Source organism: Thiomicrospira sp. ALE5, assembly GCF_900112445.1.
Lineage (GTDB): Bacteria > Pseudomonadota > Gammaproteobacteria > Thiomicrospirales > Thiomicrospiraceae > Thiomicrospira.
Genome location: NZ_FOYY01000003.1, coordinates 654,286 through 670,321, shown reverse-complemented (window position 1 = coordinate 670,321; position 16,036 = coordinate 654,286). Strand labels below are relative to the sequence as shown.

At 47.3% G+C, this 16,036-nt stretch carries 16 protein-coding genes; 11 read left to right on the top strand and 5 right to left on the bottom strand.

Translation table 11 applies throughout. The features are described 5' to 3' along the window. The first annotated feature begins 55 nt into the window (after positions 1–55). Together BM293_RS03395 and BM293_RS03390 are read left to right on the top strand one after the other, a co-directional pair. The gene (locus BM293_RS03395; protein WP_093446818.1) at positions 56–445 is read left to right on the top strand and encodes a winged helix-turn-helix domain-containing protein; all 390 of its coding nucleotides are present in this window, start codon (positions 56–58) and stop codon (positions 443–445) included. Positions 446–645: 200 nt separating this feature from the next. Next, complete coding sequence (locus BM293_RS03390; RefSeq protein WP_093446817.1) at positions 646–1,347, top strand: TorF family putative porin; 702 nt, start codon at positions 646–648, stop codon at positions 1,345–1,347. Between the two features lie 137 nt (positions 1,348–1,484). On the opposite strand, the gene BM293_RS03385 is transcribed toward BM293_RS03390, so the two are convergent. The 3 genes from BM293_RS03385 to BM293_RS03375 are packed head-to-tail and all read right to left on the bottom strand — an operon-like array spanning position 1,485 to position 4,183. After that, positions 1,485–2,576, bottom strand: a complete 1,092-nt coding sequence (locus BM293_RS03385) for an anhydro-N-acetylmuramic acid kinase (protein WP_093446815.1) — start codon at positions 2,574–2,576, stop codon at positions 1,485–1,487. 7 nt (positions 2,577–2,583) lie between these two features. Continuing rightward, the gene (locus BM293_RS03380; protein WP_234968879.1) at positions 2,584–3,909 is read right to left on the bottom strand and encodes a M23 family metallopeptidase; all 1,326 of its coding nucleotides are present in this window, start codon (positions 3,907–3,909) and stop codon (positions 2,584–2,586) included. Next, positions 3,902–4,183, bottom strand: a complete 282-nt coding sequence (locus BM293_RS03375; protein ID WP_093446812.1) for a sulfurtransferase TusA family protein — start codon at positions 4,181–4,183, stop codon at positions 3,902–3,904. Before BM293_RS03375 ends, BM293_RS03380 begins: the two co-directional genes overlap by 8 nt. A gap of 131 nt (positions 4,184–4,314) precedes the next feature. Between BM293_RS03375 and glyQ the strand changes: the two genes are divergently transcribed. Genes glyQ through BM293_RS03340 form a run of 7 tightly spaced genes read left to right on the top strand, consistent with a single transcriptional unit; the run spans position 4,315 to position 10,915 of the window. Next, a complete protein-coding gene (gene glyQ / locus BM293_RS03370) occupies positions 4,315–5,253 on the top strand; it encodes a glycine--tRNA ligase subunit alpha (protein ID WP_093446811.1) in 939 nt (312 codons plus the stop codon). Beyond that, entirely contained in the window at positions 5,253–7,328 is a 2,076-nt protein-coding gene (gene glyS / locus BM293_RS03365) for a glycine--tRNA ligase subunit beta (RefSeq protein WP_093446809.1), read from the top strand. Before glyQ ends, glyS begins: the two co-directional genes overlap by 1 nt. Before the next feature lie 12 nt (positions 7,329–7,340). Continuing rightward, the gene (gene gmhB / locus BM293_RS03360; protein WP_093446808.1) at positions 7,341–7,916 is read left to right on the top strand and encodes a D-glycero-beta-D-manno-heptose 1,7-bisphosphate 7-phosphatase; all 576 of its coding nucleotides are present in this window, start codon (positions 7,341–7,343) and stop codon (positions 7,914–7,916) included. A 3-nt stretch (positions 7,917–7,919) separates the two neighbouring features. Then, positions 7,920–8,657: a lysophospholipid acyltransferase family protein gene (locus BM293_RS03355; protein ID WP_093446806.1), complete on the top strand. Its 738-nt coding sequence runs from the start codon at positions 7,920–7,922 to the stop codon at positions 8,655–8,657. 3 nt (positions 8,658–8,660) lie between these two features. After that, positions 8,661–9,467 carry a motility protein A gene (locus tag BM293_RS03350; protein WP_093446805.1) on the top strand — a complete coding sequence of 269 codons (807 nt, stop codon included), beginning with the start codon at positions 8,661–8,663 and terminating at the stop codon, positions 9,465–9,467. A 21-nt stretch (positions 9,468–9,488) separates the two neighbouring features. Continuing rightward, positions 9,489–10,226 (top strand): OmpA/MotB family protein, encoded by a 738-nt coding sequence (locus BM293_RS03345; protein ID WP_093446803.1) that lies wholly within the window; start codon positions 9,489–9,491, stop codon positions 10,224–10,226. Continuing rightward, complete coding sequence (locus BM293_RS03340; RefSeq protein ID WP_093446802.1) at positions 10,223–10,915, top strand: OmpA/MotB family protein; 693 nt, start codon at positions 10,223–10,225, stop codon at positions 10,913–10,915. The genes BM293_RS03345 and BM293_RS03340 overlap by 4 nt, the downstream gene beginning before the upstream one ends. Positions 10,916–10,922: 7 nt before the next feature. On the opposite strand, the gene BM293_RS03335 is transcribed toward BM293_RS03340, so the two are convergent. Beyond that, positions 10,923–11,615, bottom strand: coding sequence for a uracil-DNA glycosylase (locus BM293_RS03335; RefSeq protein WP_093446800.1), 693 nt, complete (start codon positions 11,613–11,615; stop codon positions 10,923–10,925). Continuing rightward, positions 11,616–12,263 (bottom strand): pyridoxamine 5'-phosphate oxidase, encoded by a 648-nt coding sequence (gene pdxH, locus BM293_RS03330; RefSeq protein WP_093446799.1) that lies wholly within the window; start codon positions 12,261–12,263, stop codon positions 11,616–11,618. It abuts the gene before it with no gap. A 133-nt stretch (positions 12,264–12,396) separates the two neighbouring features. On the opposite strand from pdxH, the gene parE reads away from it, so the two are divergent. Beyond that, positions 12,397–14,280 carry a DNA topoisomerase IV subunit B gene (gene parE, locus BM293_RS03325; protein ID WP_093446797.1) on the top strand — a complete coding sequence of 628 codons (1,884 nt, stop codon included), beginning with the start codon at positions 12,397–12,399 and terminating at the stop codon, positions 14,278–14,280. Beyond that, on the top strand, positions 14,281–16,035 hold the full coding sequence (locus tag BM293_RS03320) for a tetratricopeptide repeat protein (RefSeq protein ID WP_093446796.1): 1,755 nt from the start codon (positions 14,281–14,283) through the stop codon (positions 16,033–16,035). The last annotated feature ends 1 nt before the right edge of the window (position 16,036 follow it).

The following is a 16,036-nucleotide window of genomic DNA, read 5'->3' as shown; positions in this document are numbered from 1 at the left end:
TAATTTGGCTTATATTTTATTTTGCTGGCATAAAGTCCAGTTTAAAGGAGGGCGATTGAAGGATAACACTAAATTACCCGGTGAGGTTTTGAGCGATTCGATTCGTGGAAGGGTGTGGTTGATGGCGCCGAATGGTGAGAGCTATTTTGGTAAGGGGCGCATTTTATTGCTAGAGCGGATTGCTGAATGTGGTTCGATTAGTCAGGCGGCCAAGTCGATGAAGATGTCCTATAAAAAAGCCTGGCGTTTAGTGGATGAAATGAATCAGGCCGTGGCTGAACCCCTGGTGGTAAGTGAAGCAGGCGGGCGACAGGGTGGCGGCACACGGATTACGCCTGCCGCTGAACGGGTGATAGCACAGTATCATCAATTGCATGCGGCATTATTAGTTTTTTGTGCAGAGCAGGAACGAATTTTAAGTGAGTTTGAGGCCAAGGATGAGTGAAAGTCTATCTTGGATGCGCGATGTTTCATTGTGGTGCATATTTGCACCTTTGTTGATGTTTTATGACTGATAAAATTTTATTTATAGTGTAAGTTTTAGTTTATGTTGTTGATTTTTAATAATTTGTTATTTATTTGGCACGATGGAAGCTTTAAGTTTTTCGAGTTTAGCTCTTGTTAGTCATAAAAAGGAAAACAAACATGAAAAATGCATTCAAACTTAAATCTTTAGCTTTATCTGTTGCAGTTGCTTCATCTTCAATGGCCGTCATGGCGCCTAATGTTGCGCAAGCGGAATTGACCGGTAATATTGGGTTGATGTCACAGTATTATTTCCGTGGTGCACCTCAGTCAGAAGGAGTGTCACCAGAGTTTGGTGTGGATTATGAGCATGAGTCAGGATTTTATTTAGGTCTTTGGTCTGCTAAAGTTGGTGGGCCTGTGGAAGATGATGATGATATCGAATATGACATTTATGGTGGTTATGAAACTGAAATTAATGGTTTCACATTAGGCGCGGGCTTTACCCTGTATCGCTACCTAGAGGGTGATTTTGATACATCATATGATGAATTAAACTTCTGGGCAGGTTATGGTCCATTAACGGTTATGTATGATCGTGGTATTAATCGCAAAGGCAGCGCTGGTCCAGATAAAGATGAAGATTATTCTGTTATCAGTGCAGAGCTCGAATATGCTGGTTTCTATGGTATTTATGGTAAAGGTATGGATTTCTTAGGAAAAGGTACTGACCACACTTGGGCCCAGTTAGGCTACAGTACTGAAATCTACACCGATACCACAATTGACTTCTCAATTCTTCGTTCAAGTAAAGAAGCAACTGGTGACAAAGAGCGCACTACTTTATTGCTAGGTATCAACAAGTCATTTAGCTTTATGTAATGCAGGTTAGGCTCGCTGTGAAGCGAGCCGTGTTTTCCGATTTATGCTGTCGGATTCCTTGGTTAGTATCCTCGTAGGCCTTGTGCAAGCAAGGTTTTTCAGGCCCCTCGCGGGCCTGCTTTTTATTCGCACTCCAGCTAGTTCCCCTGCCAACATCCACCCAAAATACACGCCTTGCTACTGCCAGTGACCCCAGTTAAATCGACCGGTTTACCTAACCAGGCCTGCTGCGCCAGCCATGCACACAGCATCCCCTCAATGGCTAAAGGATCGGTGTGGTAATGCTCGGTTGTCATTACCTTTTGGGTGCCAAGTTTATGCTGCAAGCGCGTTAATAGCGTGCGATTTAAACTGCCGCCGCCGCAGATTATCACCGGTGCGAACACTTTATTTAGAGTGTTGGCTAGGGTGATGGCCGTGAGTTCATTAAGGGTGCTGAGTAGTTCAAAGGGTGTTTGCCAGGCCGATGCCGGTAGGCGCGCTTGTAACCAGGCCTGGTTAAAATAATCGCGACCCGCGCTTTTAGGTGGGGGTTTGGCGAAGTATGGATCGCTCAATAAGGCTTGTAGCCAGGCCTCGTTAGGGGTGGCCTGTGCGGCCAGTTCTCCCTGGGCATCGTAGCGACAGTTAAAATAGCGCTGGCAAATCTCATCCATTAAGCTGTTGCCTGGTCCAGTATCCCAGCCTTGTAAGGGTGTATCAGGGCTGATAAGGCTAAGGTTAGCGATACCACCAATATTAACCATCCAGGCCTGTTGAATAGCTTTGCTATGTAACCAGGCCTGGTGAAGCAGCGGGGCGAGGGGCGCACCTTGGCCACCGAGTGCCATATCATCCACTCGGAAGTCCGCGTAGGTGGTAATACCGGTGCGCTTGGCAATGATGGCTGGGTGGCCAATTTGCAGGCTGATACCCTGCTTAGGTGCATGAAACAATGTGTGGCCGTGACTGCCTAAGGCGGTAATCTGATGAGCTGTCAGTCCCTGCTGTTGCATGATTTTTAGTGCGGCAAGGGCAAAGGCTTCACCCAAGTCGCGTTCTAATTGTGCCAGTTGCATCAAGTCAATCTGGGGTTGATGATTAAGTAATGTCAGGGTTTGCGCGTGTGGCAGGGGGTGTGTATAGCGCCCCACTAGCTGCATGTCTTGATGTTCAAATGATACAAGACAAGCCTCGATGCCGTCTGCGCTGGTGCCAGACATCAGGCCGATAAAGTAGTGTGCGCTCACCGCTCAATTACTCAAACAGTGTTGCAAGTTTTGTGGCAGTGGGGTCGGTGCGACGTAACTGGCTCTTGAGCAAGCCTGCCCACTGTGCAAAAAGCGGTTTTAAGTCCTCGGGCACGGGATCGCCGCTGGGGAATTCAACCGTTAATGGGTCGTGGTGGACGCCGTCAATTCGGAACTCATAGTGTAGGTGAGGGCCGGTGGCAAGACCGGTCATGCCAACATAGCCGATGACATCACCCTGATTAACACGTTGGCCTTGGCGAAATTTGCCAAAACGCGACATGTGGCCATAGACTGTTTCGTAGCGTCCCGCATGTTGCAGAATAATGTAGTTACCATAGCCGCGACCCCAGCCGCGAGACTTGACCGTGCCGTCGCCTGCAGCATAGATGGGTGTGCCTGTGGGAGCGGCATAGTCCACCCCTTTGTGGTCACGAATTTCTTGTAATACCGGATGGTAGCGGCCACGCTGAAAGTGTGAACTAATTCGGGTGTAATTAATGGGGTTGCGCATAAAGGCTTTGCGCAAGTTTTCACCCTGTTCATTAAAATAGCCAATGAGTTCGCCTTCATGCTCAAAACGGAATGCGTTGATCGTACGGTTGCGGTGTCTAAGATTAAGTTGTGCGGCGAGGATATGGCCATCACCAATATACTCGCCATCAACATAGCGCCGCTCAAAAATGATGGTGAACTCATCTCCGGCACGAAACTCACGCACAAAGTCAACTTCCCATGAGTAGATGTTAGCAAAATTCATAATCGTTCGTGGACTGGCACCAACGGCTTGGACGCCAAGGTAGAAAGAGTCATTAATTTGGCCAGATACCATTTGTATACGTGTTTCGACTTCTTGTTGAATAGCGTAGATATTCAGAGAGTCATCGTAGCTTGGAGCGGTTTCTAGTACATAGGTAAGCGTTGGGCTGCGCTTAAGTTTCATCTTAACTAGGCGGTTGTCTTCGTTGACCCACTTGATTAGCTCATCACCAGGGCGTAAGCGGGTAAAGTAATTTGCGTTTTCATGGCGGCTAATGCGCCATAGTAGATTGCCATTATTGTTGATGGTTTGCAGTGCATGACCAAGGCCTTGGTTAGGCTTTAAAGTGTAGTGTAGTTTGTGAAATGAAGACTCAGCTGCTTCAGTGGCTACTAGGGGAGCAGGGGATTGCTGTTGCTCAGGCAGTGCTAAGCTTAGGCGTTGAGTTTCTTGAGCGTTGGCTGCGTTGATAGTCAATGATGCCAAGACTATCAATGCGGCCACGACCAGGGCTGTGGTTTGATAGGTGTGCTTGGGGTGTGCTAACAGTAAATAGCGCATGCGTTTATCCATGTTGGGTTGGGTTGTTTTGGCGCAATTTTAGCTGAATTTTCCAGCTTTGGGGTGAAGTTTGAGGTTTATCTGCATCATGTGGGCTTACGCTTAAGAGCTGGTGTTTGTTAATGCGGCACCAGCTTGCCAAGTCACGTTCGGCGGCTGGATCGGTCACCCAAACCTCCATAATGCAGTCATGGTTCAGTTGACGCGCGGCCTGCTGAGTTTTAATCACCGGCATCGGGCATTTGAGTCCCCGTAAATCGAGGGTATGGGGCTGATCTGGCGGCATAAACTATCCTTTTTAGGGTATAATTGCGCTAATTTTCTATTATTGAATTTATTGAGATGAATCGAGCAGGCTTTAGAAATAGTTTGTTGTCATTTTAAGTTCAAATTACCATTTTAACCGAGGATGGAAGCGTGTCAAATAAGCAATTCGTCGCTGATGTATCCAGTTTTCAAGGTCTCATTCAAACCTTACAAGCCTACTGGGCGGAACAGGGCTGTGTTGTCTTGCAGCCCTATGATAATGAAATGGGTGCGGGAACCTTCCACCCGGCAACCTTTTTACGCGCAATCGGGCCTGAGCCATGGCGCGCAGCCTATGTGCAACCGAGTCGTCGTCCAACGGATGGACGTTATGGTGAGAACCCCAATCGCTTGCAGCATTATTATCAATTCCAAGTGATGCTGAACCCGTCTCCCGCCAATATTCAAGAATTATATTTGGACTCCTTGCGCCATTTAGGGATTGACCCATTAGAGCATGATATTCGTTTTGTAGAAGATAACTGGGAGTCGCCGACCTTAGGTGCTTGGGGCTTAGGCTGGGAAGTGTGGCTTAATGGCATGGAAGTGACTCAATTTACTTATTTCCAGCAGGTGGGTGGTTTGGAGTGTCGTCCAGTCACCGGTGAAATCACCTATGGTCTTGAGCGGATTGCCATGTATCTGCAAGGCGTGGATAGTGTGTATGATTTAACCTGGGTGGATGGACCGCAAGGTAAGGTGACCTATGGTGATGTCTTTCATCAAAACGAAGTGGAAATGTCGGCCTACAATTTTGAACATGCTGATGTGCCGCATTTATTTAATCAATTTGATGCTTGTGAAAAAGCCTTTGGTGGCCTAATTGCGGCAAATCTACCCTTGCCGGCTTATGAGCAGGTCTTAAAAGCGTCGCATACTTTTAATTTACTAGACGCCCGGCATGCGATTAGTGTGACTGAACGCGCGCGCTTTATTGGTCGGGTGCGTGCGATGGCACGTGATGTGGCGCAAGCCTATTTTAATGGCCGCGAGGCGTTAGGATTTCCATTGGTTAAAACGGATACTGCTGGGCAAGAGGGAGCAAAATAATGCAAGCGCAACAAGATATTTTGGTTGAAATTGGTACAGAAGAGCTACCGCCTAAGTCATTGCAAGCGCTTGCAAAGTCTTTAGCCACGGGATTAGAGGTGGGGCTGCAGCAAGCAAATCTTAATTATGGTCAAGTGCAGGTGTATGCGGCGCCACGACGTCTCGCGGTATGGATTGCATCTGTGCAAACCCAACAGGATGACCAAACACTAGAGCGAAAAGGGCCTGCATTAAAAGCCGCCTATGACCAGGAGGGTCAGCCCACCAAAGCCCTGTTGGGCTTTGCGCGTTCTTGTGGTTTAGATGTGAGTGATTTATTTACCGAAGAAACTGACAAGGGTACTTGGTTAATGGCGCGGCAGGTAAAACCAGGCGCTCCTTTAACTAGTTTATTACCCGGCCTGGTTGAACAAGCGTTAAAACACTTGCCGATACCCAAGCCAATGCGCTGGGGCGACTCTGCGATAGAATTTGTGCGCCCAGTCCACTGGGTGGTGTTAATGCTAGGCGATCAAGTGGTGCCGGCTACAATTTTAGGTTTGCCAACGGGCAAAACCACACGTGGTCACCGTTTTCATGCACCGCAAGAAATCGAAATTTCACTGCCAAGTGAATATGCGCTTATCTTGGAGGAGCAGGGTTTTGTATTAGCCGATTTTGATCAGCGTCGTGAGCGTATTTGTGATCAAGTCGAGCGCGTTGCGGATAGCCTGGATGCGCGACCAGTAATTGACGAGGCACTGCTGGATGAGGTCACTGCGTTAAATGAATGGCCGCACGCCCTAGCGGGCTGTTTTGATGAGCAATTTTTGCAAGTGCCGGCTGAATGCTTGGTGTCGGCGATGAAGGGTCACCAGAAGTTTTTCCATTGTATCGCCCCGAATGGTGAATTAATGGCGCGTTTTATTACGGTCAGTAACATTGCTAGTCAAAATCCGGCGGCGGTGGTATCGGGTAATGAGCGTGTGATTCGTCCGCGTCTATCTGATGCGCAGTTCTTTTGGAACCAAGACCTTAAGCAACCATTGAACGCTTTTTTACCGGCGCTTGAGAAAGTGGTCTTTCAGCAACAGCTCGGTACGGTGGCGGATAAGGTTGCGCGTTTGGAGCAACTCGCCAGCGAGTTAGCAACTGAGTTGAATGTGGAGTCGGCAGCGGCACAGCGCGCAGCGCGTTTGGCAAAATGTGATTTGATGAGTTTAATGGTGGGAGAGTTCCCTGAGTTACAAGGCACGATGGGACGTTATTATGCGCAGCATCAAGGTGAATCGTCCGCTGTGGCACAAGCGATTGAACAGCATTATTGGCCACGTTTTGCTGGAGATGATTTGCCGCAAGATGCTTTGGATCAAATTATTGCCATCGCAGATCGTCTTGATACGATTGTAGGCATTTATGCGATAGGACAGGGACCAACAGGTGATAAGGATCCATTTGCCTTGCGACGAGCTGCGTTAGGCTTAGCGCGCATCATTATTGAAAAGGACTTGCCGCTTGACATTGCCTATTGGGTAGAACGCGCGGCTGAAACTTATGCGCAGTTGCAAATCAATGTCGAGCAGCAAGCAGAAATAGTTAGGTTTATTGTGTCGCGGTTAAAGTCCTATTACCAGGACGAAGGCGTTGCAGCGCAGGTGTTTGATGCTGTACGCGATACGGGCGTAACCCGTTTGGTTGAGTTGAACCAACGTATCCAAGCGGTACGTCATTTTGCTAGTTTAGAGCAAGCAGAGCCTTTGTCAGCAGCAAATAAGCGGATTGCGAATATCTTGAAGAAAGTTGCGCAGCCTTGGCCAGACGAGGTGAATGAAGCGTTGTTTGAGCAGAATGCTGAACGTGCGTTATGGGCCGCGTTTTGTCAGGTGCGTGCCGAAAGTTTAGCGGCCATGACCCAGGGTGATTATCAGTTAGCGTTGGTGGTATTAGCGGTGCTTCGTGAACCCGTTGATGCATTTTTTGATCAGGTGCATGTGATGACTGATAATGCACAACTCCAAACTAATCGTATTGCTATGCTTAATCATATTCGTCAGGCATTTTTGGCTGTTGCGGATATTTCGCGGCTAGCGGTATAGGTTAGCGGTGTAATGAGCATAGCCACAACGGCCCCTGCCCCTTTGCTGATCTTGGATCGGGACGGTGTCATTAACCATGATTCCGATGCGTTTATTAAGTCAGCCGATGAATGGCAACCGATACCAGGTAGTTTGGCTGCGATTGCACAGTTTAAACGCGCCGGCTGGCTAGTTGCGGTCGCCACCAATCAATCTGGTATTGCGCGCGGCTATTATGACCGTTTGGCCTTGCGTGCGATGCACCTTAAGCTGAATGAATTGTTAGTCAGTGAGTTTGACGTGCGGTTGGATTGGCTGTGTTATGCGCCTTATTTGAGTGATCAACCAAATGTCGCACGCAAGCCGCTCACCGGTATGCTGCGTCAAATTAGTCTCACTCTAAACCGGCCTCTGCCGCAACAAATTATGGTGGGTGATACGCTAGCGGATATTCGAGCAGCTCAAGCAGCAGGGATGCGTCCCTATTTGGTTCGAAGCGGTAAAGGCGAACGAACACTTGCCGCGCATCCAGAGTTAGCCCAACAGCTGCCCGTCTGTGATGATTTAGCTGCAGTGGCAGCAGGCCTGCTCACGCAGTTAAAGGAGTAGTAGGTGAATAAAACGCGGGTATTTATTCGATCTTTGGTATTTGAAACCGGGCGGGTGAGTTTAACGCTGTTGTTTGCAGTATTTGGGCAGCTGCTGTGGTTGACGCCCTATCGCATGCGTTATTATCTATTAGGTTATTGGGCTCGTCTAACCTTGGCGTGGTTGCGTATTACCTGTGGCGTGAAGGTGAGCGTTATGGGCTTAGAACACTTGGACAGGCGTCAGCCGAGTATTGTGATGGCGCATCATGAGTCGGCATGGGAAACCTTAGCACTCCATGGTTTATTGCCCCGCCATACCTATGTTTTAAAACGTGAACTGATGTGGATTCCTTTTTTTGGCTGGACACTGGCCATGCTAAAACCTATTGCGATTAATCGTTCGGCTGGCGCAAAGGCACTCAAGCAGTTATTGCAACAAGCCAAACAACATATGCAAGAGCGCGGCGACTGGGTGGTGATTTTTCCTGAGGGCACTCGGGTGCCGACGGGTACAGTCGGCAAGCTAGGAAGTGGTGGGGCGAGATTAGCGCAGCAGATGCAAGTGCCCGTGTATTTTCTAACCCATAATGCAGGTGCCATTTGGCCAAAAAAAAGCTTTTTAAAATATCCCGGTGAGATTAAAGTAGCTATAAGTCCAGCAGTTAATGCAGCTGATTTGTCAATAGATCAGCTTAATAGCCACGCAAAAGAGTGGTTTGCAACAGGGTTGCAGCCCAAGCGAGTGCCAAAAGCGGAGTAAACAATGAATCGCGCGTCGACAATATTAGGCCTATTGCTAGGAAGTATTATTATCTCGTTATCGATGGTGGATTTTTCAACCTGGCAAATCATTTCGGCGTTTTTCAATTTACAAGGATTCCTTGTTGTCGTTGGTGGCACATTTGCTGCTGTATTGATTAATTATCCACTTAATCAGTTGGGTTGTGCTTATCATGGCTTTAAAAAAACACTGGTGTCTGATCAGGATGACATGCTGGAGATTATTGATCAACTCGTTGACCTGAGTAGAATGTCGCATAAACAGGGTTTGCTATCACTCGAAAAGACCATTCCAGACATTAAAGATGACTTTTTGCGTTACGCTGTAGGGCAGTTAATGGTGCACCATGATGAGAAAATGTTACAGCATTCATTAGAGGTTCAACAACTGCAGACCCAGCAACGTCATTTTAATTGTCAAGAAATGTTTCAAAACATGGCGTCCTATGCCCCAGCCTTTGGCATGATTGGGACGGTTATGGGGCTTATTATTATGATGACCAGTCACATGAGTGCTGATCCGCTGGCGATGGAGTCGGATGATATGTTAGCAGGCCTGCTCACTGGGATGGGTTTAGCACTGGTAACAACTTTTTATGGTGTGCTGATTGCCAACCTGATTTTTGTGCCTGTCGCCGGTAAATTGAAAACCCTTTCTGAACAAGAGCTGGTTACGCAAGCGCTCATTCAAGAGGCGATTATGTCCATCAAGCGCAGTCATTCGCCGATTTTAGTGCGTGAAATGATGATGTGTTATTTGACCAAGCAGCGCCAGCAAAAACTTGCCTAAGTCTGAGGTTAAGCATGTTGTATGTCCAAATTAAGTGAAAAACAAGCCTTGCTCCAAGAGCGAGTGAGTTTAGAAAACTATAAAAAATCACGTGGGTGGTTATTTGTATTTGTCGGTTTGTTTACGGTTTTGTTGGCATTTTATGTGTTAATCGTTGCGTTGGTGGAGTTTGAAGGAGTCAGTGCACAGCGTAGTTTTCAAAAGATTAATCATAGTTTGTTTTTAACGCTTGAAGAGACTCGAGCTGAGCAAGGCTGGGATCACGTCGAAATAGAAAATACCCTAGCCAAAGGGATTCGAATTCGTTTTAATACGGAAATTTTTGAGCAAGTGCCTTTGTTCCTTTCAGCACGGGCAGAAATTGAACCCGGCCATATCGAGACCATGAACCAACTGGTTGTGCTTATTGAGGCATTAGAGCTTCCTTTTGTGCGATCGCGTTTTAGTAGTTGGGTGGCCAGTATTGAAGCGGCAGGCTATGAGTTTAGTATGCAAGTGCGTGTCGAAGGTCATACTGACGGTGTGCCACTTACTCCAGGTTTTTTGTACCGCAACAATCTTGAGTTGAGTACGGATCGAGCCTTTCAGGTAAAAGACTATTTACGTGCGAGTACGGGCTTGCCACCAGAGTTATTTGCTATTGCTGGATATGGTGATTTTAGACCTGATACTGATAACCCGTTTGATATAGAAAATCGACGTATTGAAGTATTTGTAACGCCTTTAATGACTGTTAATACCGTGTTTAATCCGTTATGAGTAAAGTGTCCGACCTAAAAGCGCGTGGCAGTTGGCTTTTAAGCTATGCGGATTTGGTCACCTTGCTGATTACTTTTTTTATTATGATGCTGGCGCTTTATCATACAGAAATAAGCCGAATGCAAAACTGGGCAAATTTTAAAATGGACCAGTCTTTTCAGCAACTAACAGAGTTGATTGAATCAAAAGATTATCGTTATCTTGGTGTGTTTAGGTCGGGGCAGGGGCTGCATATCTACATACAGCATCCAGAAGCATTTGAGCAGGGAGGTTATCAGTTGGCTGAAAATCTAGCAGCAGAACTGGTTGATGTGGCTGAATATCTAACCGAGTTGCCGATGTTTGAAGCCTTTCTAAATCAGTTCGATAGTCAGGCGCCCCGAGATCCTATTATCCAACGCGCCAGTCTTGCGGGCCTTAATTTGCAAGCAGACGTGCGCATTGAAGGTCATACCGACGATATTCCAATTGCAGCTGGCTCAAGAATGCGTAATAACTGGGTACTGAGTACCCTGCGGGCGCAAGAGGTTATGCAATCACTTTATCAAGCAAGTGGTTTGCCTGCTGATACCTTTGCGATTGCCGGTCGCGCAGAGTTTGATCCGGTTGTGCCTCACGATAGCCCTGAAAACCGTGCCTTGAACCGTCGTATTGAGGTCATCATTACCCTGTATTTTGTTCGAGACTAAATCAAAACTAAATGCTTTTGCTCCAGTCAATCGTATCGTAGCCTTGTTGCATTAAGTAAGCATTGGTTTGGCTGAAAGGCTTGCTGCCCCAAAAACCACGATAGGCCGAAAGTGGCGAGGGGTGTACGCTGATGAGACAATGATGTCGCGGGTCAATAAGCGTTTGTAATTGTTGCGCTTGCTTGCCCCATAAAATAAAGACAAGGTTGTTGGGGTGTTGATTGAGCTGCCGAATAACCTGCTCGGTAAACCATTCCCAGCCTCGACCCTGATGGCTGTTACTTTGTTCTGCACGTAAGGTTAAAACACGGTTTAGCAGTAGCACACCTTGGGTGGCCCAAGCGGATAAATCACCGTTAAGTGGACATTGGCCTAAATCGTCTTTTAGTTCCTGAAAAATATTTTTCAATGACTTGGGTAGTGGCGACACACTCGCATCAACCGAGAAGCTGAGTCCATTTGCATGACCAGGAGTGGGATAAGGATCTTGTCCGACAATGACCAGTTTGACCTGATGGTAGGGCGTTAAATTAAAGGCTCGAAACCAGTGTTGCTGGCTAGGTAATATCGATTGACCTTGCGCTATCTCTGCAGATAAAAACTGGGTTAGTTCCCGCAGCTGATGGTGAGCTTCAAGTGGCGCAAGTCGAGATTGCCACGCTTGGTCAGTGATGAGATCGGTCAGATTGAAGTTTATCATTTAAGGCGATAGCCGCTGCCCCTGCCATGAACCCGTTGTATCGCGCAAAAAGTTGATGCGATCATGTAAACGATTAGGGCGACCTTGCCAGAATTCGATGCGATCAGGCATTAGACAATAACCTCCCCAATGAGCAGGCCTGGTGGGGGGCTGATCAGCATAGCGTTGTTTAAGATCGGCCATTTTTTGCTCAATTGCCGCGCGATTGGGCAGGACTTGGCTTTGCGCTGACACTAGCGCACCAAGCTGGCTATCCAGTGGACGACTTTGGAAATAGCGATCTGATGCTTCGGCACTCGTTTTACTGACCTTGCCCTCGATACGAACTTGACGCTCAAGTAAGGGCCAAAAAAAGTTTAATGCCGCAAACGGATTGTGGGCTAACTCTTCACCCTTATCGCTGGCATAGTTGGTGTAAAACACCAGGCCTGCTTGATCAAGTTGTTTTAACAATACGATGCGGCTGTGGGGGCGTCCCTGAGCATCGACTGTGGCAAGATTCATGGCAGTGGGTTCATCAACCTTGTGGTTAAAGGCATCATCAAACCAACTTTGTAGCAGCAACATGGGCGATTGTGAGATAAGGCTATCGTCCAAGGCTCCCATTTCATAACTTTTTCGCTCCGCATGGTAGTCACGGTTTGGCATGGCGCACCTCTAATTTTGATGACTTTTATAAGTGCAACATAATACTGAGACCGCTGACAAAATACTAGAGGCATCCGCCGACTCTCGTGTTTTTAGTCTATAATTTAACAAACTAGATTTAAGGAGGCGTGTAATGACCCAGGCATATAATGCAGCGGAAATCGAAGTGTTAACCGGGTTAGACCCAGTGCGCAAACGTCCGGGCATGTATACCGATACCACGCGCCCAAACCATCTTGCGCAAGAGGTGATTGATAATAGTGTTGATGAAGCCCTAGCTGGCTATGCCAACCGTATAGACGTGATTCATTACCCAGATGGTTCAATGAGTGTGGCCGATAATGGTCGTGGTATGCCGGTTGATCTTCATCCAGAAGAAGGGGTTCCCGGCGTTGAAGTTATCTTGACACGTCTGCATGCGGGGGGGAAGTTCTCGAATAAGGCGTATCAGTTTTCTGGCGGCTTACATGGTGTGGGTGTGTCTGTTGTGAATGCCTTATCCAAGCGGGTAGAGATCGAAATTCAACGTGATGGTAAGATTCACCATATTGCCTTTGAGCAGGGCCAGTTGGTGAGCCCATTAAGTGTGACAGGCAAAGTTGCTAAAAAGCAAACAGGCACCCGTTTGACCTTTTGGCCAGAGGCCGAGTTTTTTGATAGCCCAAAATATGCTTTATCAAGGCTTAAACATTTGCTACGGGCTAAGGCGGTGCTTTGTCCAGGCTTGTTGATTTGTTTTGAAGACCAGGTGAGTCAAGAGGTTGAAGAGTGGTTCTTTGAAGCTGGCTTGCAGGACTATTTAGTGCAATCGATTGCTGGACAAGAGGCCTATCCAGCTGATGGATTTGTGGGTGAGCATAGCGGAGATCAAGAAGCAGTTGAATGGGCATTAACCTGGCAGCTAAGTTCGGAGGTGTTGGCAGAAAGCTATGTGAATTTAATCCCAACCCCTCAGGGGGGAACTCATGTAAACGGTCTGCGGCAAGGGGCTACCGACGCGGTACGAGAGTTTTGTGAGTTCCGCAATATGTTGCCACGGGGGTTAAAGTTATCGCCTGAAGATGTATGGCAAAACGTTTCGTATGTGTTGTCTGCCAAAATGCGTGATCCACAATTTGCCGGACAGACCAAAGAGCGTTTGTCTTCACGCGAAGCGGCTGTTTATATCGCGGGGGTGGTAAAAGATGCGCTCAGCCTGTGGCTAAATCAGCATACTGATATTGCCGAAAAAATTGCCGAACTTGCCATTCAAAACGCGCAATCACGTCAGCGTAAGTCAAAGCAGGTGACGCGAAAAAAAATCACGACTGGCCCTGCTTTGCCCGGTAAGCTTGCGGACTGTACAGAATCTGACTTAACCCTCACTGAATTGTTTTTGGTAGAAGGGGACTCCGCTGGCGGCTCGGCAAAACAAGCGCGTGACAAACGATTCCAAGCGATTATGCCGCTGCGGGGTAAGATATTAAACACCTGGGAGGTTGCGTCTGAACAGGTGCTTGCATCACAAGAAGTGCATGACATAAGTGTAGCGATTGGCGTTGACCCTGGGAGTGATGATTTATCTGGATTGCGCTATGGCAAGATTTGTATTTTGGCCGATGCGGACTCAGATGGTGCCCATATTGCGACGTTAATTTGTGCCTTATTTGTCAAACACTATCCTAAACTTGTTGAGTTGGGTCATGTGTATGTGGCCATGCCACCACTCTACCGGATTGATTGGGGCAAAAATGTGTCTTATGCACTTGATGAGGCAGAGCGACAAGGAATCTTTGATAAAATTTCAAATCAGAAAATATCAGGTAAGGTTCAAGTTACCCGCTTTAAAGGTCTGGGTGAAATGAATCCGTTGCAGCTGAGAGAAACCACGATGGCTCCGGCCACTCGTCGCTTAGTTCAACTGCAACTAGATAATGATAGTGCTTTTGCCAAAATGGATATGATGCTAGCTAAGAAGCGTTCTGCTGATCGTAAAGCCTGGTTAGAACAAAACGGCGATCTCGCTGAGGTAGTATAGATGCAAAAAAAATCCCAAAAAATAGCCTGGACACTCTTGTTTAGCGGCAGTATTGCGTTTGGTGGGCTAGCAGGCTGTCAGGGTAATGCAGCAGGCATCCACCCTGTGGTGGCCAAGAGTGAAGAGCCAGTAGGTGAAACCGATAGCCGCATCAATCCAAGTTGGATGTATGACATTCTGGTTGCTGAAATGTTGGCTGGAAGGGGAGATTTTGTCAATGCATACCATGTCATGATGCGCGTGGCGAAGCAAAGCCAAGATGTTGCCCTGGCCGAGCGCGCATTTAATTTTGCAATGAGTGGTTATGAACCACGCGGTATTGAGCAAAGTGCGGCACTATGGCGTTCACTAGAGCCTACGGATGCCACACCCTGGCGAATTGGCTATATTATGGCATTACGAGCAGGTAACCTTGATGATGCATTGCAAAACTGGGATGCCTACCGTGCTCGTTCAGAGGACTCGTTAGCAACAGACTTAAAAAATGCGGCAACTCAAATAGGCCATGGTATTGAGGCAGACATTGCGCTCGCTTTTTTTGAGCGGCTCCATCAGCGTCATCAAGGCGAGTGGAGTGCTGGCTATGTGTATGGTTTTGTTGCAGATCACTACCAACAGCATGAATTAGCGGTCAGTATTCTAGAAGATGTGGTTAGTCGTTTTGCTGTTGATCGAGATGTGTATTTTGCGCTAATTAATATTTATCTTGAACAAGATTGGTACGAGCGTGGGCTTGATGTGCTTGCAGATTACATAGCAGAGCACCCTGATGACTGGACGATGCAGGAGCGTTATGCCAGGCTAGAAGTAAGGGCACAACGTTTCGATGCCGCCGAAGCGCGCTACCAACGTATTGTTAAAAATAACCCGCAGGCTCGCGCTTCACAGCTCTCATTAGCTCTTCTATTACTTGATCGTGGCGACTTTGATGCGGCCATTCCGCATTTTCATGCCTTGTTAAGGCAGCAATCTTACCAAGATGTAACCAATTATTACTTGGGGTTGATTTATCAGGATCAAAGTCAAAATAGCCTTGCTCGTCAGCACTTAGATAGAGTGGGCGAAGGGCTTTATTTTCTGGATGCGCAATTAATTCTTTCTCAACTAGACTTTGATGAAATAGGTCTAGATGCGGCGCTACAACGCTTAGCCGCACTAGACGCAGCTGATCCAGCGGAGCAGCTTAAGCTTTGGCGTGCAAAAGGGTCGTTTTATTCACAAGCTAAGCGCTGGCATGATGCGGCCGCAGTATACCGTCAAGCACATGCCCAAAATAGTGAGCTGTTGCCACTTATTTATGCCTATGCGTTAAGTTTATATAATGCCGAGTTATTTACTGAATATGAAGCTGTTGTTAAACAAGCGGTATTGAATAATCCTGATGAACCAGACCTGCTTAATGCGTTAGGCTATTTTTATGCTGAAAAAGGCATTAATTTAGCCGAAGCGAAAGAGTTGCTTGATCGTGCATTGGAAATCGCGCCTGATGCATTTCATATTATTGATAGTCGCGGTTGGTTAGCTTACCAGCAGGGTGAGTTTGAATTAGCCGAGAAGCTGATTAGCCAGGCCTGGTCAATGCAGCAGGATGAAGAAGTTTTGTTGCACTTAATTAAGGTGAAGTGGGCTTTGCGTAAGTTTGAGGAAGCAGAAGCCTTATGGCAGCGTTATCATCATCAATATGCCGACAACGAAGAGGTGCAAAATCTGCTGATTAAGTTGCGGGCTGATTCAAAAAAATCAGCCACCCCGTAGT